The sequence below is a fragment of the Paenibacillus sp. FSL R7-0345 genome (genome assembly GCF_038595055.1).
GTDB lineage: Bacteria > Bacillota > Bacilli > Paenibacillales > Paenibacillaceae > Paenibacillus_AQ.
In genome coordinates this window covers 1,466,300-1,487,290 of record NZ_CP152002.1, presented here as the reverse complement: position 1 = coordinate 1,487,290, position 20,991 = coordinate 1,466,300, and the positions used below count along the sequence as shown (strand labels likewise).

Here is a 20,991-nt window from a genome sequence, read left to right as displayed (position 1 = left end):
TGTATTCAAGTCCTTTAATAAATATCGGCTTTACAGTCCCGTAAAGTTACATTCCTGCTATACAATCTAAAAGAAAAAAGCACTGCCTCTGAATAGAGGTCAGTGCTTCTGCCCTGATAGTAGCTATTTATCCCCGAAGGTAACCTCAGGTGTTGTCAGCTTGTCATAAAAATCAACCGATTTATCCTTGTCTTCAGATGCACGAAGCGCCATTGCCGAGCGCGGATGCTCGTCCAGCGTACCGGTAATCATGTACGGGATGATATATCCCCACTCTTCTTTTTCACGGAGCGGAATCATCAGCTGTTCAATAATATCAAGCACCGGGCGCAGCGTATATTTAGTGTTCTTCAGATGGGTCACCAGCAGCTCAGTTGGACAGTTGCCAGCTGCACGGCCCATTCCGTAGCAGGAGGCATCCAGCAGTTCTACTCCGAGCTCAGCAGCAATAAGAGTATTGGAGAAAGCCAGCTGCAGATTGTTATGGGTGTGAACGCCAAGGCGTTTGTTCGGAAGGTGGGTTTTGAACTTGTCCACCAGGTATTTAATATCGTTGTGATCAAGGCTGCCATAAGAATCTACAATATATACAACGTCTACTACACTGTCGCGGATCATATCAAAGGCTTCCAGCAGCTCATTCTCCATTACGTTAGACAATGCCATAATATTAATGGTGGTTTCATATCCGCGGTCATGGAAAATCTGTACCAGCTGCAGCGCCTTATCTACATCCTTGCTGTAGCAGGCTACACGGATCAGATCCAGCATGCTCTCACTGCGCGGCAGGATATCATTCTCGTCTACCCGGCCGATATCAACCAGCGCGGACAGCTTGGTGTTGCCCTTCTGGGGAATAACCTTGCGCAGAAAATCATCATTCAGAAACCGCCATGGACCGGCATTTTCCGCTCCCTTAAGCAGTTTAGGGGAATTTTTATAGCCGATTTCCATATATTCAACACCGGCTTCGTTCAGACCGGCATACAATTTCTGTACAAACTCAATGCTGAAATCCCAATTATTAACGAGGCCTCCGTCACGGATGGTACAATCGACAATTTTACTCTGATTATTCTTCACAATTTGTTCTCCCTTCAGCGTATCCTTCATTAATGCCGTCTGCATAAGCTTACTATGCAATCATTATCGTACAATCATACTTTAATGAAGAATAAAATGTAAAGTTTAATTCTCTTATCTTCCATATCTGTTTTCGCTGCAGGGCAGCCATGATTAAAATCACGGACAATTCCCGGCCAAAATGCTACATTACAAGAAATTAATGAGATTGATTATCAGTCTCTTTTGGGGGGGATTATTAAATGGCCTCTACATCTTGCTCTTTACTGCGCTTACAACCGGGCTCAGCAGGTTCCATTTATAGAATTGAAGGTATGAATCCTATTCTGCGGAGACGGCTTGCCGATCTTGGGGTGTCTGAGGGTGTTGTGATCCGGCTGAAAGGCAAAGGCCCCTTCATGGGTCCCATCACACTGGAGTGCAACGGACAGCTGCTTGCGATTCGCCGGAAGGAAGCTTCCATGATTGAGGTGAATGTTTCATGAGCTCAATCGCCCTTGTAGGTAACCCTAACACCGGGAAAACCTCGCTGTTTAACACGCTGACCTCTTCCTACGAATATGTCGGGAACTGGGCAGGTGTAACTGTAGAGAAAAAAGTCGGCAGCCTGAAGAACGGTGCGGGCAAGCTGATTGATTTACCGGGGATCTACTCCCTGCATCCGCTCTCCCGGGATGAAGGCGTAGCCGCACAGTATTTAATCGAAGAATCACCGGAAGCACTGATTAACATTGTTGATGCTTCACAGCTGGAGCGTAATCTGCTGCTCACCCTTCAGCTGCTGGAATACGGAAAACCTACCGTGTTGTGTCTTAATATGATTGATGTTGCAAAGTCACGCGGTATTCAGGTCAGCCCTGATATTCTGCAGAAAAGGCTCGGTCTTACCGTGCTGCCGCTCGTTGCCAGAACCGGCAAAGGCAGCGGCCAGGTGCTTACTGTCCTCAAGGAAACCTCCAGCATTCCGCCGGTAACCTTCCTGCTTGATTATGGTGAACGGGTAGAACAGGCGATCCGGGCTATTGAGCATGATCTGCAGCAGACCGCCGGGCTGCCCAATCACCGCTGGATCGCCCTTCAGCTTATGGAGCAGAATCCGGTAGTCCTAGCGCTGCTGCGTGAGCGCTTTGACACCAGCCGTCTGCTCGAAATCTGCGATACGGTGCAGAAGGAGCTGCAGACAAGAAAGCTGGCCTTAACGCTGCCGCAATGGATTCGTTCGACCCGGCAGGAATATATCCATTCCTTATGTCTTGAGGCCATGGATACAACCGCCCAGAAGCCGCATAATCTGACGGAACGACTGGATTCGATCCTGACTCACCGTTTTTGGGGACTCCCCTTATTCCTTATTTTTATGTATGCCATGTTTAAAGCCACCTTTGACTGGATCGGCGGGCCCTTGTCCGACATCCTTGACGGATTTATCTCCGGCCCGCTCAGTGACGGTGCCAATTCTCTGCTGCAGAGCATCGGGGCTTCAGAGTTTACCCATGCACTGATTGTCGACGGCATTATTGGCGGTGTCGGCGGCGTACTCGTCTTCGTTCCGCAGATTTTCGTCCTGTTCCTGATGATTTCCTTCCTGGAGGATTCAGGTTACATGGCCCGCGTCTGTCTGCTGATGGACAGTACCATGGAACGGATGGGGCTGAACGGCAAAGCTTTTATTCCTTTTATTATCGGCTTTGGCTGCAACGTTCCGGCTATTATGGCTGCACGCAGCATTGAACAGCCTAAGGACCGGATGCTGACAACACTGCTGATGCCGCTGATGTCCTGCTCTGCCCGGCTGCCGGTGTACCTGCTGTTCGCCGCCGTATTCTTTCCGGCCCGGCAAGCCACAGCAGTCCTGGCGATGTATGTCATGGGCGTTGTCTTTGCACTGATTTTGTGCAAGCTGTTCTCCAAGCATCTGTTCAAAAATGAATCTTCCGTCTTTATCATTGAACTGCCTCCTTACCGCATGCCGCAGCTAAAGACACTTGGCCGCAGTACCTGGGAGAAAGGCAAGGGGTTCCTGCGCAAAGCGGGAACCATCATTCTGGCTGGTTCCGTTATCATCTGGCTGATGTCCTATGCCGGCCCAACCGGCTTTAATGTGGATATGGATCAAAGCTTTCTGGCCAAGTTCGGCGGATTGATTGCGCCGCTGCTGCAGCCGCTGGGCTTCGGAACCTGGCAAGCCGGATCTACGCTGGTTCCCGGCTTCTTGGCCAAAGAAGTCGTTGTATCCACGATGAATATCATTTACCACACCCCGGATAACGCCGGGCTGGAAAATCAGATTGCCCAGGTGTTTACACCGCTGAGCTCCGTCAGCTTCATGGCCTTCATCCTGCTCTATATTCCTTGCCTGGCTACTGTAGGCGTAATCAAGAAAGAGACAGCGTCCTGGAAGTGGACTTTCTTCTCTATGGGCTATTCGCTGGCGCTGGCGTACCTGGTATCGCTTATTATTTTTCAAGGCGGACGGTTGTTGGGATGGTCATAAGATCCGGGAATGTTCATGAAGAAAGCGGGGAATAACTAATGATTGTCAATATCGTGATTGTAGCGGCCGTATTCGGCTATTCGGGCTGGATGATCTATCGTCATGTGCAGAAAGGCAAGCAGGGGGCTTGTGCCGGCTGCGACAAGAGCAAGAGCTGCGCGGCAGCCTCAATGGATTCTCCGCTCTCCTGCCGCTCAGGGGCGGCTGACAGCAAGCTGTAAACCGGCATTCTGGTGCTTCCAACTTCATACATCAGGTTTAAACTCCCTGGCATCGGGGTATGTTTGTTATAAGCAATTGCAGCTAGACCACTACCTAAGGAGGAATAACTATGAATACGAAAAAAACGTTATTTACTACCGCAGCACTGGGAGCAGTATATTTGCTTAGAAACAAAGACACCCGCGATAAATTAATGAATGGCATCCAGTCCTTCACCAATCAGGTTAAGACTAAACGCAACGGCTGAACTGCTACAGACCGCACTTAAGAAGCTGCCAGTCACAGTTCATGCTAATGAGCCGTAAAGTCCGGGTTCCGGTCTTTACGGCTTTTGTTATTCCATATTGAGGTGCAGCAGATATTCCAGCAATGTCCGGACCATGACTCCCGTGGCTCCTTTGGAATTAACGCCCCGCTCTCTGGACAGGAATGCCGTGCCGGCAATATCCAGATGAATCCATGGCAGCCCTTCAGCAAACTCACCGATAAACAGCCCTGCAGTAGACGCTCCGCCAAATCTGCCGGCAGCATTACGGATATCAGCTACTTCGCTTCTCAGCAGCTCGCGGAACTCGGGATATGCAGGAAGCTGCCAGATCTGCTCTCCGGATCGCTCCGAGGCCTCCAGCAGGGTCTGCATAAAGGGTCCATCGTTCGTAACCGCTCCGGTAGCAACATCCCCCAGAATAGACAGAACAGCTCCTGTAAGCGTAGCTACGTCTATGAGCCGTTCTGCTCCCCATTCCCGGGCATAAGTTAAGGCATCCCCAAGCACCACTCTGCCCTCAGCATCGGTATTCAGCACTTCTATTGTCTTGCCGCTGAGCGTAGTAATCACGTCACCCGGCTTAAAGGCTCCTGCAGAAGGCATATTTTCAGCGGCAGGGATAACCATTACCACATTAATCCGCGGCCGTAATCTGCCCAGCGCTTCCATAACACCGAGTACAGCCGCTGCCCCCCCCATATCACTGATCATATCTTCCATGCCCGGGGCTCTTTTGAGTGAAATGCCCCCGGTGTCAAAGGTTATTCCCTTACCTATTATCCCTGTAACATTGCTCCACTCTCCGGTTCCCTGGTAACGGATGACAATCATCCGCGGCGGATGTACACTGCCCTTGCCTACAGCGAGCAGGCCGCCCATGCCCTTCTGCTCAATCTCCCGTTCATCCAGCACCTCTGCCGGAAGTCCATGCCGCTCAGCTACCTCAATGGCTGCCGCTGCAAGCCCGGACGGAGTCAGAAGATTCCCTGGAAGATTGGTCAGGTCACGGGCCAGATGGGTTGCGTCTGCAAATGCTAATCCCCGCTGTATTCCTGAACGCATGCTTAGTTCCACTCCAGCTTCCACGGAGGATTGCGGAAACAGGTTTACCGAAGCAGGTCCCTTATAGGGAGTCTGTTCCTGTTTATAATGCTTCCTGCGGTATACTCCCAGCACCAATCCTTCTGCGAGTGCCTGTGCCGCTAATGCCCCTTGAGACAGCAGGGATTCGGGCAACTGAATGCCAAGCACCTCCGCCTTCATCCGGGCAGCAGCCCGGGATATATGTGCAGCTAGCACTCTCAGCTCACAGGCAACCGGGGCTTCCTTTCCGCTGCCTGCCAGTATGAGCGCAGGGTATGGTGCTTGTTCTCCCAAAGGAAGGATATAGGTCTGATTCAGCTTACCCGCAAAAAGTCCGGCTTTGGCCGCATGCTCTATGCCCGCTTTCCATTCTGCCGCAAGGCTTCCGTTATCCAGTTCAGTCTCAGATATAATAATGCATAAAGCATCACCCGCTGCTTCAGCAGAGGAAGCCCCGTTATTCCATTCAATATTCATTGCATCTCCTCCAGCTGCTCTTGAAATCTGTGAACCCTGTTCACGCAGATAAGGCTGACTTCCCGCACCAGCCGTGCATACAGAAATCAGCCTCTTTAGGTTCATTATATTATAATGCATGGCTATTCCAGATAACAGCCCGCGTTACTGCATTAGTGGGAGGGAGATGACAATACGTGTTCCTTCATTAATTCTGCTGCTGACCGAAATGCAGCCCCCATGATTCTTGATAATCCGGTCACTGACGGACAGCCCAAGCCCCGTCCCATTCTCTTTAGTAGTAAAGAACGGGTTAAACAATCGGTCAAGCGTGCATGTATCCATGCCTTTGCCGTTATCAGAGATAAAGATGCGGACCTCTGCACCTTCTCTGCGGGCCCCGACCTCAATCCTGCCTACATAATCATCTGCGCGTTCTGTAATCGCTTCCATTGCATTTTTTATCATATTCAGCATTACCTGTTTCATTTGCTTCACATCTCCGGAGATGATCATGTCTCCCTGAAACGGATGGAGATTAATCTGGCAGCCCTTCATTAAGGCCTCGCTCTCTGTCAGTAAAACAACCTCTTTAAGAAGTGCAGATACAGGAATCATGGTGACCTGGGGAGCAGAAGGCTTCGATGAAGTCAGGAACTCATGAATAATGTCATTGGCCCGGTCAATTTCAGCCAGTATGATCTTGGCATATTCTTCTTTGCCCAGTTGATGCAGATGGGGATGCAGAAGCTGGATGAACCCGCGGATTGCCGTCAGCGGATTCCGGATTTCATGGGCAATAGAAGCTGACAACTTGCCAAGCATAGCCAGGCTGTCATTCTGGTAAGCTGTCTGCTCGATCAGCTTGTAATCCGATATTTCCTTAAACGTGAACAGGTAGCTGCCCTTCATCTGTTCACCACTATGCATTGATACCCGCCAGTAGCGGCCATATTCATCTATAAATTCATAATTCGGCTTACCCTTTCGAACCATTTCACGGTATCCGCGCAGCACCTGCTTCTTCTTAAAACGGTTCAGCTGAATATTCGCCAGCAGATGAGCCATAGTGTAGCCCAGCAGGGAATGGCGGGGCAATTCAAGTATGCCGTACATCTGTTTATTTACAAAAGTTAGGACTCCCTCTTCATCAAAAAGCATAATTCCGCTGTCAATGTGCTCCAGCACATCCTCGTATGAATTGTTCAATATCACGGATTGAAACGTGCTTGGCAGGAGCAGGCTTTCCTGAAATTGGCTTATCACGATACGAAGTTCCCCCTTTTACTGCATTTGGCTTAGACGCTAAAGCGACATCAAATTACTATGTAAATGAGTATATGACGAAGCCGCCAGAACATTCGGAAATCGTATTATATTATCCAACCGTTTCAACTATATTCCAATCATATCCAAGAGAAGAAGACAACGCAATCAGAGAAACTGTCGAATGGCAAAAAACTTGTTAAAATGATTCTTAAGGCATACTAATTTTACCGTGAATATCGTAATACAGTGAAAAACCCGGTTTTTAATATAAATTCACGCAGAAAAAAGCCTCCGCTGATGCGGAGGCCCCTGTTGCTATAAAGCCATCTCCGGCCAAAACCATTAGAGTAATGTTATAGGCCAGCGTAAGAATTACAGCCGGCTGAAGCTGTTGTCAGGCCTTCTGCTGCAGGCGGTGACGACGCTGGCTCATCACGGCCAGACGCTTCTTAAGCTCCCGCTCCCATTTGCTGTCGCCAATCTGCTTGGCTACCGCCAGAAGGTCGAGTGCCATGTCGATCTGGCTGCGGATAATCGCCAGCGGATCTTCACTCTCCATATTAATAACATTTTCGAAGATCGCTTCCTCGTCTTCCATTACATAATCCTGAAAATCAACGTCAGTAACGCCATCTCCATGAGCATATTCCGCAAGGATCTCATACTCATTCTCGACTTTGTAATGTACCTCTACCCGGTGGCATACCGGGCAAAACAGCAGGGGAACATTATGGACTTGCGTGCGATAATGTTTAAGGGTTCCCTTCGTTCCAACCATACTCGCTCCACAGCAAAAGCTCATTATTGTTCACCCTCCTTGGGTAAGTTCCATTGATTTCTTATTATTGTATTACAAAATAATGCCAGAGATTCCTCTCCTACAGGCATTATATTAACCTTGGCGCCTAATTTCAAACCATACCCTGACAAGATACAGGCATTTTGTTGCAAAAAACCCCCTTGGCGGAAAATCTTCCGGCAAGGAGGTTCTCATTAGTCTCTCAAAGAGCATACAACCCTTACAGGTTCTTGTCGCCCGGTTTCCAGTTCATGGCACACAGACCGCCCGATTGCAGTGCCTGCAGTACACGGAGTGTCTCTTCTACGCTGCGGCCCACATCATTGTGATTAACTACCTGGTATTTCAGTTCGCCGTCCGGATCGATGATGAACAGGCCGCGGAGTGCAATGCCTTCTTCTTCGATCAGTACGCCGTAATCACTGGCAACCTTCTTAGTGATATCCGAAGCCAGCGGGAAGTTCACTTGGCCAAGGCCGTTCATATCGCGTGGTGTAGTAAGCCATGCTTTGTGGCTGTGAACGGAGTCAACGCTCACGCCGAGAATTTCTGTATCCAGTTCTGCGAAATCAGCTGCTGCATCACTGAGTGCTGTAATTTCAGTCGGACATACAAATGTGAAATCGAGCGGATAAAAGAAGAATACAAGCCATTTGCCGCGATAGTCGGACAAGCTGACCTTACCAAAATCCTTACCATCACCGGTCACTGTTTCCATTGTGAAATCCGGGGCTGGTTTACCTACCAAACGTTCTGCCATTGCTTAAATTCCTCCTTTGATTATGTAAGAAAAACAATTACTTGCACGTTCCTTTGCAAAGGGTATGCGGCAATATGCTTTTTCTGATTGAATGGTTTAACCACTTACTCATTGCTATAGACCAAATGGTATCATCGCACTAAATCAAAGTCAATATTACACTCATTACTTTTTTATAATTATTATAAATAAGAAACTTTTTGTGAAGTTTATTGTCTTTCTGAGTCAAAGAAGGAATATAGTGGCAGTTTTATGCTTTGCGGATTGCAGCAACAATCAGGTCGCCCATTTCGGTAGTGCTGATCGCCTTGCTCTTATCTACGGCAATATCACTGGTGCGGTGTCCGGCATCAAGTACCTCGGCAACAGCAGCTTCAATAGCTGCAGCAGCATCCTCATAGCCGAAGGTCATCCGGAACATCAGGGCCAGCGACAGGATCGTCGCAATCGGGTTAGCCAGGCCTTGACCGGCGATGTCAGGAGCAGATCCGTGTACCGGCTCGTACAGGCCGTAGCTGCCTTCACCCAGCGAAGCTGAAGCCAGCATACCGATTGATCCGGTCAGCATTGCAGCTTCATCACTCAGGATATCACCGAACATGTTCTCAGTTACAATAACATCGAAGCTCGACGGACGGCGCAGCAGCTGCATAGCACAGTTGTCTACCAGCACATGCTCCAGCTCAACCTGCGGATATTCAGGAGCGATCCGGTTAACAACCTCGCGCCACAGGCGGGAAGTTTCCAGGACGTTTGCTTTGTCGACACTGGCCAGCTTGTTGCGGCGTTTACCGGCAATTTCAAAGGCCTGGCGCACGATGCGCTCTACTTCCGTTACATTATATACACATGTATCTACTGCTTCTTCACCGTGTTCACCCTGACGGCGCAGCTTGTCCCCGAAATAGATCCCCCCGGTCAGCTCACGCACAACCATCAGGTCCGTGCCTTCCAGTACTTCAGGCTTCAGGGTGGATGCATCCTTCAGGCAGTCAAACACATTGGCCGGACGCAGATTGGAGAACAGGCCCAGCGCTTTACGGATACCGAGAAGTCCTGTTTCCGGACGAAGCTCCTTCGGATTGTTATCCCACTTCGGTCCGCCGACAGCCCCCAGCAGGACGGCATCTGCACTGCGGCAGATTTCCAGCGTATCTTCCGGAAGCGGCGTTCCCCGCTCGTCAATGGCAATCCCTCCAAACAGGGCGTGCTCTGTTTCAAAGGCATAGCCGAATACTTCTTCCGCTTTTTTCAATACTTTTTCTGCTTCAGCCACAACCTCAGGTCCGATTCCGTCCCCGGCGATTACGGCGATTTTTTTAACCTCGCTCATTTCCGTCACTCCTTAGATGTTCTGCTATACGCAGACATAGTTCTTCTGTATATTGTTGTATCATAACGGGCGCCAAAGGACAAAGATATAGATTCTATGAAAGTGATAGGCAGAGCCTATAGGATTCCTTTGTTCCAAACCGTATGCGCGTTTGCTCTTCATTTCCCGGATGGTTACAATATAAATGCTGTAGTTATTCATAAAACGCTGGTCTATTTCATAGAAGGAGTGAATGTGAAATGCAGTATACGAAGCTTGGAAAATCCGGTATGAAGGTAAGCCGTCTGTGCCTGGGAACGATGAATTTCGGCCCGATTACGGACGAGAAGGAAGCATTCCGCATTATGGACGCTGCACTTGATGCAGGCGTGAATTTTTTTGATACAGCCAACATTTATGGCTGGGGTGAGAACTCCGGACTTACAGAGACGATTATCGGCCGCTGGTTCAAGCAGGGCGGCGGGCGGCGGGAGAAAGTCGTGCTGGCCACCAAGGTCTATGGCGCCATGAGCGACAAGCTGGATGGCCCTAATGATGAAAGCGGTCTCTCCTCCTACATTATCCGCCGTCACCTGGAAGGCTCCCTGCAGCGCCTGCAGACTGATCACATCGAGCTGTACCAGATGCATCATGTGGACCGCAGCGTGTCCTGGGACGAGCTGTGGGGCGCCTTTGAGCTTGCCGTGAACCAGGGCAAAATCGGTTACGTCGGCTCCAGCAATTTTGCCGGATGGGATATCGCCGTGGCCCAGTCTGAAGCAAAAGCACGCGGCTTCCTTGGCCTCGTATCCGAACAGCATAAATACAGCCTGACCTGCCGCCTGCCCGAGCTTGAGGTGCTACCTGCAGCGCAGAATCTTGGCCTTGGCGTAATTCCGTGGAGCCCGCTCGACGGCGGACTGCTCGGCCGCAATGCGCTTATGAAGATCGAGGGCAGCCGCAGCGGCGGCAATGCCGAGCGCATTGAGCAGCATAAGGGCCAGCTGGAGGCTTTTGCGGAATTAAGCCGCGAGCTTGGCGAGCCGCAGGATAATATCGCTCTTGCCTGGCTGCTGGCCAACCCTGCAGTCACAGCGCCGATTATCGGTCCGCGCACACTGGAGCAATTCGAAAGCGCACTGCGCTGCCTCGAAGTTGTGCTGGAGGAGAGCGTGCTGAAGCGGCTTGATGAGATTTTCCCAGGCCCCGGCGGAGCCGCACCGAAAGCTTACGCCTGGTAGTAAACCGGACTATTAGCTCAACATTAACCTTATATTTACTGGCAAAAGAGGAGCAGCCGTCAACGGACATCGTCCGGGCGGCTGCTCCTCTATATTTTTATTCGGCAGTATCTACAGTAATTGCACCGTTGCTGGTCGACAGGGAAACCTCATGGGTGCCGTCACCAAGTACTGCTTTCCCCTCGTTGTCGCCATCCCGGTTCCAGTTAACATTCCCCTTCAGTCCGCCGTTGCTCGTCTCTGCCTTGATTTTAGCGTCAGTCACCGCCGGCAGGCTGACTGTAATTTTACCGTTGCTGGAGTCCAGATCCCAGTCGCCCGTAACAGCAGAGTTAACGGTGATTCTGCCGTTAGTGCTATTTGCTGAGACCAAACCATCTATATTGGTAAGGGTAATTGCACCGTTGGAGCTGGAAACCTCGGTTTCCCCCTGCACATTTTGAACGGAAATGGTTCCATTGCTGGTATGGGCATCCACTCCGCCGCTGACATCATGGATATCCAGCGTCCCGTTGCTCGTATCCACCTCAAGGCCTGCCGCAAGATTACCGGCTTCCACCGCCCCGTCACTGGTCTCCACTTCAACCTCCAGGTTCTGCGGAAGGCTGATATTAAAATACGGTTCTTTGGTATAGATCCCGAAGTGGATGTTCGACAGCCAGTTAGTCTCCAAATCCAGCTTCAGTACCAGCGTATCTCCTTCCTCGGACACCTTCCATTTCTTCTCCATGGCCGCAACAGCTTCATCTTCCGAGCTGCCCGGCAGTTCGAGCTTGCCTTCATATTCAAGCGTATTGCCCGTTGTTCCCTGGATCTTTACCTTTCCGCTAGGCAGCTCAATCTTCACACGCTCGATTTTGGACTGCACATCCACTGTCCCGCTAAGCGGAACCAGCTGTGTCCGGCCAAAAATTCCGCCCAGTGTTCCGCCGGCAAGTACGGTCTGTCCGCCGCTTGCCAGTACCAGCACTATAATAAGCAGAATGGCCCAGCCGCTGACACGGGTCTTGACATCCGACCGGATGAACAGCCTGACCAGCATTTCCAGTCCGAACAAAATAAGCAGCGCGGGCCAGATATACCCCAAGGTGTCGTATGAAACTTTATCATATTGAGCCAGAACTATTAAAACACCTACTGCGATGCAGCCGATTGCGGCAGAGAAGCTGCCGATTTTCCATCTCCCCATGGATGAAATCCCCATTTCTTAAACTTTTGAATTTTTTTTGAGCATTCTGAAGCCGTATCCGATCAGCGCCAGCGACAACAGGATTGATCCGATATTCATGTCCGTAAGAATGCGCCAGAGCCATGGAAAAGCAGTAGCCACCAGCAGCAGGAAACCCGCCGCCACGCTGCCGATACCTACCCATACAGGGTTTATATCATCCTGCGGATACTCCGATACCGGAGGTAAGCCCATGCTCCACGGTGCCCCGTAGCCGTCAGGGTGAAACATCATCTGCTCATGCTCGGCAATCGTCAGCTTCATCCAGGCCGCTTTTTGCAGGGCATCAAACAATTGATAGAACCAGAGAGCGGCAAGCACGAACGGGAACACCGTCGGCATGGAAGGAATGAAAATAATACACGCCGAGGCGCCAAGCATATACTGCAGCCCGAGCTTTTTGAACCCCAAGTATAAATGTCCCAGACCCGGTACAAGCGCCAGGAAAAAGGTAAGCCAGCGTTTTTTCTTAATCATGCTATATCCTCCTAAAAGTTTTGTGAGCATTACTTGTTGTGCTTCTATTTATGGCCGCCTTGGGCATTAAACCATGCGGTAACCGATGTCGACATCTGTCCGTTGATTTCGCTAATGCCATAGGCCAGATTTTCAAATACTCCAAACTGCAGCAGCAGAAAGGTAAGCCCTACAGCGACTCCATAATGCATCCAGGATGTGCCCGGTGCAGTGCGGCGTCTTGCCATGGTAGCTCTTACGGCGCGTTCACGGCGTCCTGCTTCAAGCTGTCCAATCTGAGCCATTACACCTTCAGTTAGGTCAGGACAATCCATAGGTTCAAGCGTGTCCAGTCCTGCTTCCATCTCACTCCACAATGCGGCAAGCCCTTCGGCTTCCTCCAGCCACGATGCACAGTCGGGACAAGCTTCAATGTGCAGGCGGATGTTCAGCTCCACCTCCGGAGACAGTGTGCCTTCAATATAATGCGGCATCCATTCTTTAACTGTTGCACAATTCATCGCCATTCCTCCCCGCTTTTTCGCATCATCTGCCTGGCTCTGTAGAGCTGTGATTCTACTGTTTTGACTGAGACACCCTTTTGTTCGGCAATTTCCTGATAGGAGTGGTGTTGAAAATAATACAGCTGCACGACCGACCGGTACGGTTCCGTAAGGCTGTTCAAATTCTGATCCAGCTCCTCTGAAGCTTCCTTGCTGAGTGCTGCCTGCTCTGGGGTTTGTGAGGTAACCCAGTCATTCTCCGTATAATCTGCTGTACTGCGGTGGCGCCATTCCCTGTCATTGGCCCGTTTCCAGTCCAGACAAGTCCTGTAAGCAATCCGGTACAGCCAGGTGGAAAATGAGGATTGTCCCCTGAAGGAGGGGAGCGCCTTGTAGGCTTTGATGAAAACTTCCTGAGCCATATCCTTGGCCGACTCGGCTTCTCCCGTTATTTTGATGCACACTCTGTATACCATGCCCTGATAACGATTAACCAGATTTCCAAAAGCCTGGCTTTGGCCGTCAAGCACGGCTGAAATCCATTCCGCCTCTTCCAAGTCATTCTCCCCTCCTTCTTCATAACGTTAGACGCCGGGCAATTCGCTTCCCCTGCAGCCCGTGACGTTTTTTTTTGATAAATAATTCCCATACCTATTTTACTGTAAATTCTCCTGTAAAAGTCCATTAATATCCTTGAACGCTAAAAGGAACCCACCCGAAGTTACACTTCAGGCGGGTTCCTTTTATAGCTGTGAATGTTATTTTAAATCATTATTCCGGTTTGTTGCGTGATCTCAATCTTACTGCCAGGAAGACACCGAGAGCTACAAGTCCTCCACCTACCAGATACAGTGGAAGCGGACTTTCTTCGCCTGTCTTAGGAAGATTTCCAGGCAGACTGTTATTGTCGTTATCCGAGTTAGTCCCATTATCCGTACCATTGTCAGTGTCAGGTACCGAACCGAGTGGCACTTCATCGACACCTATTTCAATGATAATCTCCTGCTCATTGCCGTCCTCATCCGTTACAGTAATGGTGAACTTATCCTTACCGGTAAATCCAGGATCAGGGGTATAAGTCCATTTTCCATCCGGTGTAACCACTACCGTACCATGTGACGGCTCCTCACTGATGCTCGGAATGCCGCCCAGCGGAATCTCACCTTCAATCGGAATATCCGCAATGGTAGTCGCTGTTGTAGCTTGTGGTGTTGGTGCACTGCTTACAGCAGGCGACTCCGGACTTGCAGTTGGTGCTGGCGTCAGGCCAGGTGTTGCAGTAACACCCGGTGTCGCTGTTGCACCTGGAGTAGCTGTTGCTGAAGGTCCAGGTGTAGCCACAGCTCCCGGTAATGTCGAAGCGGTTGGTGTCGCTGCCGGAGTTCCCGGATTTGGCGAAATGGTTGCCCGTTCATTGGCAATCTGCTGCTGCACATTTGGTGCGGCAAAAGTAAGGGTAATGCTTCGTTCTGTACTGTCCAGAACATAATTTGTCGGGGCTATTGTTTCTTTGAAGGTGTATTCTCCCACCTTCAAATTATTGAATACAATTTCACCATTCGTATCCGTAATGGCTGTTGCTACCAAAACTTTGCTGGAATTGTAAAGCTTGAACTCTGCCCCTGGGAGTTTAATGGCTGTGTAATCCCGGTCAACTTTAGTCAGCTTAAGTGATCCCAGAATTTCCTTATTGGTAATCTGCTGCGTCACGTTTGGTACAGCGATGGTTAGGTTAGCACTACGCTCCGTGCCATTCAGGACATAGCCTGTTGGAGCAACTGTTTCCTTGAAGGTGTATGTGCCGAGCTTCAGGTTATTGAATTCAACAATCCCGTTAGCATCTGTAGTGGCTGTTCCCACCAACACATTGCTGGAGTTGTACAGCTTGAATTCTGCTCCCGCCAGCTTCTTCGTTGTATCATCCACGTCTACCTTAGTCAGCTTCAGTGAGCCCAGGATTTCCTTATTGGTAATCTGCTGCGTCACGTTTGGTACAGCGATGGTAAGGTTAGCACTGCGCTCCGTGCCGTTCAAGACGTAACCAACTGGAGCTACTGTTTCCTTGAAGGTGTAAGTTCCGAGCTTCAGGTCTTTAAATTCAACAACGCCATTGGCATCTGTAGTAGCTGTTGCAACCACAGCATCGCTGGAATTATAAAGCTTGAATTCTGCTCCTGATAGCTTCTTCGTCACTTCATCCTGATCAACCTTCGTCAGCTTGATCGAGCCCAGAATTTCCTTATTGGTGATCTGCTGGGTCACGTTTGGTACAGCGATAGTAAGGCTAGCGCTACGCTCTGTACCATTCAGAATGTAACCTACTGGAGCCGCTGTTTCTTTGAAGGTGTATGTGCCGAGCTTCAGATTCTTAAACTCGACAACGCCGTTTGCGTCTGTAGTAGCCGTTGCTATCACAACATCGCTGGCATCATAAAGCTTGAATTCTGCTCCTGCCAGTTTCTTCGTCACTTCATCCTGATCGACCTTCGTCAGCTTCAGTGAGCCCAGAATTTCCTTATTGGTGATCTGCTGTGTCACATTCGGTACAGCAATAGTAAGGTTAGCGCTGCGCTCTGTGCCGTTCAGGACGTAACCAACCGGGGCTACCGTTTCCTTGAAGGTATAAGCTCCGAGCTTCAGGTCTTTAAACTCAACAACGCCATTGGCATCTGTAGTAGCTGTTGCCACTACAACATCGCTGGAATTATACAGCTTGAATTCTGCTCCTGATAGCTTCTTAGAGGTATCATCCACATCTACTTTAGTCAGCTTGAGCGAGCCCAGGATTTCTTTATTAGCAATCTCCTGCTGAACGTTCGGTGTGATCAAGGTAATATTGACACTTCGTTCAATACCGTTTAATACATATCCGGTTGGAGCAACGGTTTCCTTGAAGGTGTATGCTCCCATTTTCAAATTTTTAAATTCAACTACGCCATTGGCATCACTGGTATCTGTCGCGACCAGTTTGTCGCTGGCATCATACAGCTTAAATTCTGCTCCTGCAAGCTTCTTCGTCGTTTCATCCTGATCGACCTTAATCAGCTTCAGTGAGCCTAGAATTTCTTTGTTGGTGATCTGCTGCTGCGCAATTGGTGCAGCTACAGTAATAGTAGCACTGCGCTCCGTGCCGTTAAGGACGTAGCCAACCGGTGCGATAGTTTCCTTAAATGTATAAGCACCAAGCTTCAGACCAGTGAATTCAACGAGACCATTTGCATCCGAAGTCTCTGTGGCCACCAGTTTGTCGCTGGCATCATACAATTTGAATTCTGCTCCGGCCAGTTTCTTAGTCACTTCATCCTGATCGACCTTAACCAGCTTGATCGAGCCTAAGGTTTCCTGGTTCTTAACAGTAAGCAGCTGCTGTGCCTTCACACTAACGGTGATGTTGCGCACCGTTGCATCCAGCTCATACCCGAATGGTGCCTTCGTTTCCTCCAGTTTATAGGCTCCAAGCTTCAGATCATTAAACTCAATTTCACCACTCGCATTGGTTGTCCCCGTAGCTACCACAACATTGCTGGAATTCGTAAGCTTGAATTCTGCACCTGTAAGCTTCTTTGTAGTATCAGCTGCATCTACCTTGACAAGCTTCAGTGAGCCGAGGGTTTCCTGGTTTGTAATCGGTGACAGCACCTGCTGTGTCTTACCGCTGATCGTGATGTTACGCACCGTTGCATCCAGATCATATCCTGCCGGAGCCTTCGTTTCTTCCAGTTTATATGATCCAAGCTTCAGATCAGCAAAAATAATTTCACCGCTGGCATTGGTAGACTCCGTCGCTACCACCACATTGCTGGCATTCGTGAGCTTGAACTCTGCTCCTTCAAGCTTCTTCGCTGTATCTGCTGCATCTACCTTAACGAGCTTAAGTGAGCCCAATGTTTCTTGGTTCTTAATCGGATCCAGCACCTTCTGCACACTTGAATCAATCGTGATGCTGTGTACTGTTAAATCCAATTCGTATCCGTCTGGAGCTTTAGTCTCCTCCAGCTTATAAACGCCAGCCTTCAAGTCATCAAACACAATTTCACCATTGACATTGCTGGTTTTCGTGGCTACCACAACGTTGTTTGAATTCGTAAGCTTGAAGACTGCTCCCTCAAGCTTCTTCGCAGCATCAGCTGCATCCACCTTAACGAACTTTATCGAGCCTATGATTTCTCTATTTGTGATGGGATTCAGAACCTTTTGAGTACCCGAAACAATCTTCACACTCCGTACCGTTGAATCCAATTCATATCCGGCTGGGGCTTTGGTCTCCACCAATGTATAGTCTCCAAGCTTCAGGTTATTGAATTCCAATTCCCCAGCGGCATCAGTAATGCCCGTTCCTACCACAGCATTACTGGAATTGTAGAGCTTGAACTCTGCTCCGGCAAGCTTCTTATTTGAATTGTTATAGTCCACCTTTTCAAACATGAGTGAACCAAGCGTTTCTTTATTCGTAATAGGATCCAGAACCTGCTGTACTTTGGAATTAATGGTGATGTTACGCACTGTTGAATCCAGATCATATCCGGTCGGAGCCTTGGCTTCCTCTAACCGGTAAACTCCAAATTTCAAATTGTCAAATACAATCTCACCTTGAGCATTGGTTGTAGCCGCTGCAACCAGGGCATTGCTGGAGTTGTAGAGTTCGAACTTTGCTCCTGCAAGCTTCTTCGTGGTATCAGCTTCATCAACTTTTATAAGCTTGAGTGAGCCTGTAGTAGCTCTATTTGGGATCGGAGTCAGTACCTGTTGCACCTTCGAGTCAATCTTGACATTGCGTACTGTCGAGTCCAATTCATACCCGGACGGAGCTTCAGTCTCCTTCAGCGTATAATCCCCAAGCTTCAAATTATTGAATACAATTTCACCGCTGCTATTAGTAGTAGCCGTTGCAACTACAGTGTTGCTGGAATTGGACAGCTCAAACTTTGCACCGGCAAGTTTAATCGTTGCGTCAGCCGCATCGACCTTAATCAGTTTAAGCGAACCTGCTGTTTCCGTATTTGTTATCGCAGGCAGCACTTGCTGAACGCTTGAGCTAATCGTGATAGGGCGTATCGTTGAATCCAAGTCATATCCAGTTGGAGCTTTTACTTCCTCCAGCTTATACGATCCAACCTTTAAGTTACTAAAAATGATTTCGCCGCTGGCATTGGTAGTTGCTGCTGCGACCAGAGCATTGCTGGAATTGTACAGCTCAAATTTTGCTCCCTCAAGCTTCTTCGCTGAGTTAGCTGCATCCACTTTTATGATCTTAAGTGAACCTATTGTAGCTGTATTCTTAATTGACTCCACCTTCTGGACTTCGGAGTCAATTGTAACAGTCTTCAATGTGGAATCTAAATCGTATCCGGTTGGAGCCACAGTCTCCTGATAGGTATAGTTCCCGAAAAGCAAATTATTAAATACAGCCTCACCACTGGCATTGGTAGTGGCCGTTCCCACTAAAGTATTGCTGGAGTTATAGAGCTTAAATTGTGCTCCTGCCAGCTTCTTTGTAGCATCATCATTATCAACCTTTATCAGCTTAAGCGAGCCGTAAGGCTGATTGGTTACAGTCATTTGTACAGGCGTGGAAGAGTTGATGGTCACTGTACGCTCTGTAGTATCCAGTACATAACCGGCAGGTGCCTTGGTTTCCTTCAATTTATATTTACCTGCCCGCAGGTCCTTGAATTCCAGGCTACCATTAGCATCGCTGGTCGCCGTCTTGGTCTCCTTGAGTTCTGTACCTACAATGCGGCCCAGAGTGAACTCGGCACCAGGCAGATTAACGGTTTGGTCTGCATTCGTTTTTAGCACCTTAAGCGAGCCTTTAACCCCGCTGCCCGTACCTCCGGTATCTACGATCGTAAAGCTGTTGCTGTAGGAGTAAGGTTTACTTACCGAAGCTAAGCCCGTTCCGGTGAAAGACACGGCATTGGTTACCGGTACAGTACCAACTGCCGTAATTACAGTCTGATACTTCAGAATATATGGTTCGGAAATCGTATTCTTAAAAGCAAGCTTAAAGATGTCCTTACCGCTCGAGTCTGTAAGAAATTCAAGTGTATAGTCTGTATCCTGGATCAGCTTAGTAGTTGTCGCTGCCACTGTCCCGCCTGAGTTTACTGTGGTCTTAAAGATCTGGAAGCTCGAAGGCAGGAGCACCTGGTTGGTACTCGGGGTGTCCACAACCTGCGCATTGCTGACCACAGACTGGTTCGCATTAATGGTCATTGTCCAGTTTATTATGGTCTGATCCGAAGAATCTCTTGCCCCGGTTTTGGTTACATATTGTCCGCCGTAAGGTACACTTACATCGGCAGCAGTTAATGTTTCCGATACTGCAACAGACTGTGCATTGTTAAGAATCGCGTTATTCGTTACTTTATCCGTATTGTTATCCCCGGCAATGAAATTTGTTTTAAAGACTACATAAAAGGCATAATCAATATCCTTTGTAAATTTAACCTTAAGCTTCCGCCCATCACTGGTTAAACTTGCTTCATAATCGGCAGTGCCTATTTCGGTTCCCTGTACAGGATCCCCGTTAGCAGTATAAGTAAGCTTATATACTCTTACAGAATCAGTATTTGCGTCAACCATCTGTTGGCTTGCCGGCAGTGTATCTACCAGCTCCGCACCCGCAGCCAGCTCTCTTTTGTTATAGTTTGCGCCCACCGTCCAGGTAATTTGTTTAGTGGAGGCATTATAGCTACCGGACTTGAGACCATTCTTTATCACTTCTGTCCGCGGAGTGAACGTTTGTGTGGATGTCTGCGCTCCGGTTGTTGTTTTTTCATCCCATGTAATGGAAGCAGTATTTTTAAAATAGTTCGAGGCAGTTGTCAGCTTGTAATAATCGAAACTGGTAGTGTATGTGATAGTGTATGCTTCAGTGATAGCTCTTAGGAAAGTAATCTTGAATCCATCATTTAAGCTGAAGTCACCTGTACCTAAATTGGTAATGGTATAATCAACATTTTCTACCAGCGCTGGAGAAATAGCCGGTTTGCCGATTAGCTTTAAGCCTGCATTATCAAATTTATCAGTCAACACCAGATTAGTCATCGTTCTGTTGTCTTCATTGACCTTAATTGTCCAGTCAACGGTTTTATTCAAATAGTTGATTCCCGAAGGCGCCTGTTTGTTCAAAATCCGCTGTGAAGTAGAAGTGGACGCCTGAACAGTCTGGCCGTTGTAAGTTACTTTATTTACGATACTTTCACCAGAGTATACCCGTTCCGCTACCTTGGTATCGTAAATAATCCGGTATGCAGATTGAATATCATATTTAAACTGAATCTTGAAGCCTGCTGTTGTAGCTGTGTCCGGCAGCGAAGTCACAGTATAATCTGTATCTTCAACCAATAACCCGTCATCGGTTCCGGCACCATTTTGGTCCAGCTTCACTTTATAGATTTTTATCGAAGAGGGAACATAGTCCTGGCTTATGTTAAAATAATCGGTCAATACGGCTTTGTCTGCCGTGATAGTCTTTTCATCATAGTTAAATTTGATCTGCCAGCCAATTGTTTCTAAATCAGAGTTAAAACTGCCCGCAGTCTTTTCCAGCGGCTTCCCGTAATTGACAGCAACTGCTGCAGACGTTCCGCTCTGGGATGTTCCATTACCGTTTAATGTAGCTGTATTAGTAAAGCTTGTTACACTTGTACCTGTAACATTAGTGGAAAATTTGATCCTGTAAGCTTCATTTATGTCATTATTAAATTTTGATTCAGATTTCTTAACGTGCTTGCAGTTGTATCATATAATACCGGATCTATCTGGCTCCCCAGAGTCACATTCCCCTGGACATCGACAGTTAGTCCATAAAC

General features: G+C 48.7%; 16 protein-coding genes. 5 read left to right on the top strand and 11 right to left on the bottom strand.

The window, feature by feature from the left end:
* Window positions 1-123: 123 nt before the first annotated feature.
* Window positions 124-1,083 (bottom strand): aldolase catalytic domain-containing protein, encoded by a 960-nt coding sequence (locus NST84_RS06425; RefSeq protein ID WP_342564789.1) that lies wholly within the window; start codon window positions 1,081-1,083, stop codon window positions 124-126.
* Between the two features lie 242 nt (window positions 1,084-1,325).
* Between NST84_RS06425 and NST84_RS06420 the strand changes: the two genes are divergently transcribed.
* From NST84_RS06420 to NST84_RS06405, 4 genes are all read left to right on the top strand, one after another.
* Window positions 1,326-1,568: a FeoA family protein gene (locus NST84_RS06420; protein ID WP_342564788.1), complete on the top strand. Its 243-nt coding sequence runs from the start codon at window positions 1,326-1,328 to the stop codon at window positions 1,566-1,568.
* A complete protein-coding gene (gene feoB / locus NST84_RS06415) occupies window positions 1,565-3,577 on the top strand; it encodes a ferrous iron transport protein B (protein ID WP_342564787.1) in 2,013 nt (670 codons plus the stop codon). Before NST84_RS06420 ends, feoB begins: the two co-directional genes overlap by 4 nt.
* Before the next feature lie 38 nt (window positions 3,578-3,615).
* The gene (locus NST84_RS06410) at window positions 3,616-3,798 is read left to right on the top strand and encodes a FeoB-associated Cys-rich membrane protein (RefSeq protein WP_342564786.1); all 183 of its coding nucleotides are present in this window, start codon (window positions 3,616-3,618) and stop codon (window positions 3,796-3,798) included.
* 110 nt (window positions 3,799-3,908) lie between these two features.
* Entirely contained in the window at window positions 3,909-4,046 is a 138-nt protein-coding gene (locus NST84_RS06405) for a hypothetical protein (RefSeq protein WP_342564785.1), read from the top strand.
* 87 nt (window positions 4,047-4,133) lie between these two features.
* Here NST84_RS06405 and NST84_RS06400 read toward each other — a convergent pair whose 3' ends face one another.
* The 5 genes from NST84_RS06400 to leuB all read right to left on the bottom strand — a co-directional run bounded on the left by NST84_RS06400 (window position 4,134) and on the right by leuB (window position 9,767).
* Window positions 4,134-5,627: a leucyl aminopeptidase gene (locus tag NST84_RS06400; RefSeq protein WP_342564784.1), complete on the bottom strand. Its 1,494-nt coding sequence runs from the start codon at window positions 5,625-5,627 to the stop codon at window positions 4,134-4,136.
* A 144-nt stretch (window positions 5,628-5,771) separates the two neighbouring features.
* Window positions 5,772-6,872: an ATP-binding protein gene (locus tag NST84_RS06395; protein ID WP_342564783.1), complete on the bottom strand. Its 1,101-nt coding sequence runs from the start codon at window positions 6,870-6,872 to the stop codon at window positions 5,772-5,774.
* Window positions 6,873-7,269: 397 nt separating this feature from the next.
* Window positions 7,270-7,677, bottom strand: coding sequence for a hypothetical protein (locus NST84_RS06390; RefSeq protein ID WP_039870638.1), 408 nt, complete (start codon window positions 7,675-7,677; stop codon window positions 7,270-7,272).
* A 217-nt stretch (window positions 7,678-7,894) separates the two neighbouring features.
* Window positions 7,895-8,434 (bottom strand): peroxiredoxin, encoded by a 540-nt coding sequence (locus NST84_RS06385; protein WP_342564782.1) that lies wholly within the window; start codon window positions 8,432-8,434, stop codon window positions 7,895-7,897.
* A 250-nt stretch (window positions 8,435-8,684) separates the two neighbouring features.
* Window positions 8,685-9,767: a 3-isopropylmalate dehydrogenase gene (gene leuB, locus NST84_RS06380; RefSeq protein ID WP_039870636.1), complete on the bottom strand. Its 1,083-nt coding sequence runs from the start codon at window positions 9,765-9,767 to the stop codon at window positions 8,685-8,687.
* A 239-nt stretch (window positions 9,768-10,006) separates the two neighbouring features.
* Between leuB and NST84_RS06375 the strand changes: the two genes are divergently transcribed.
* Window positions 10,007-10,987: an aldo/keto reductase gene (locus tag NST84_RS06375; protein WP_342564781.1), complete on the top strand. Its 981-nt coding sequence runs from the start codon at window positions 10,007-10,009 to the stop codon at window positions 10,985-10,987.
* 97 nt (window positions 10,988-11,084) lie between these two features.
* Here NST84_RS06375 and NST84_RS06370 read toward each other — a convergent pair whose 3' ends face one another.
* The 5 genes from NST84_RS06370 to NST84_RS06350 all read right to left on the bottom strand — a co-directional run bounded on the left by NST84_RS06370 (window position 11,085) and on the right by NST84_RS06350 (window position 20,728).
* Entirely contained in the window at window positions 11,085-12,176 is a 1,092-nt protein-coding gene (locus NST84_RS06370; protein ID WP_342564780.1) for a DUF4097 family beta strand repeat-containing protein, read from the bottom strand.
* An 18-nt stretch (window positions 12,177-12,194) separates the two neighbouring features.
* Window positions 12,195-12,692, bottom strand: a complete 498-nt coding sequence (locus NST84_RS06365; protein WP_342564779.1) for a hypothetical protein — start codon at window positions 12,690-12,692, stop codon at window positions 12,195-12,197.
* A gap of 44 nt (window positions 12,693-12,736) precedes the next feature.
* Window positions 12,737-13,192 (bottom strand): zf-HC2 domain-containing protein, encoded by a 456-nt coding sequence (locus NST84_RS06360; protein ID WP_342564778.1) that lies wholly within the window; start codon window positions 13,190-13,192, stop codon window positions 12,737-12,739.
* Window positions 13,189-13,731: an RNA polymerase sigma factor gene (locus tag NST84_RS06355; RefSeq protein ID WP_342564777.1), complete on the bottom strand. Its 543-nt coding sequence runs from the start codon at window positions 13,729-13,731 to the stop codon at window positions 13,189-13,191. Before NST84_RS06355 ends, NST84_RS06360 begins: the two co-directional genes overlap by 4 nt.
* Window positions 13,732-13,945: 214 nt before the next feature.
* Window positions 13,946-20,728 (bottom strand): SpaA isopeptide-forming pilin-related protein, encoded by a 6,783-nt coding sequence (locus NST84_RS06350; protein ID WP_342566362.1) that lies wholly within the window; start codon window positions 20,726-20,728, stop codon window positions 13,946-13,948.
* Window positions 20,729-20,991: the final 263 nt, after the last annotated feature.

Bases quoted from the DNA above. Each gene is read 5' to 3' on its own strand.
- NST84_RS06420 (WP_342564788.1), top strand. From the start codon at position 1,326: ATGGCCTCTACATCTTGCTCTTTACTGCGCTTACAACCGGGCTCAGCA.
- feoB (WP_342564787.1), top strand. From the start codon at position 1,565: ATGAGCTCAATCGCCCTTGTAGGTAACCCTAACACCGGGAAAACCTCG.
- NST84_RS06410 (WP_342564786.1), top strand. From the start codon at position 3,616: ATGATTGTCAATATCGTGATTGTAGCGGCCGTATTCGGCTATTCGGGC.
- NST84_RS06405 (WP_342564785.1), top strand. From the start codon at position 3,909: ATGAATACGAAAAAAACGTTATTTACTACCGCAGCACTGGGAGCAGTA.
- NST84_RS06400 (WP_342564784.1), bottom strand. From the start codon at position 5,627: ATGAATATTGAATGGAATAACGGGGCTTCCTCTGCTGAAGCAGCGGGT.
- NST84_RS06390 (WP_039870638.1), bottom strand. From the start codon at position 7,677: ATGAGCTTTTGCTGTGGAGCGAGTATGGTTGGAACGAAGGGAACCCTT.
- NST84_RS06385 (WP_342564782.1), bottom strand. From the start codon at position 8,434: ATGGCAGAACGTTTGGTAGGTAAACCAGCCCCGGATTTCACAATGGAA.
- leuB (WP_039870636.1), bottom strand. From the start codon at position 9,767: ATGAGCGAGGTTAAAAAAATCGCCGTAATCGCCGGGGACGGAATCGGA.
- NST84_RS06375 (WP_342564781.1), top strand. From the start codon at position 10,007: ATGCAGTATACGAAGCTTGGAAAATCCGGTATGAAGGTAAGCCGTCTG.
- NST84_RS06370 (WP_342564780.1), bottom strand. From the start codon at position 12,176: ATGGGGAGATGGAAAATCGGCAGCTTCTCTGCCGCAATCGGCTGCATC.
- NST84_RS06365 (WP_342564779.1), bottom strand. From the start codon at position 12,692: ATGATTAAGAAAAAACGCTGGCTTACCTTTTTCCTGGCGCTTGTACCG.
- NST84_RS06360 (WP_342564778.1), bottom strand. From the start codon at position 13,192: ATGAATTGTGCAACAGTTAAAGAATGGATGCCGCATTATATTGAAGGC.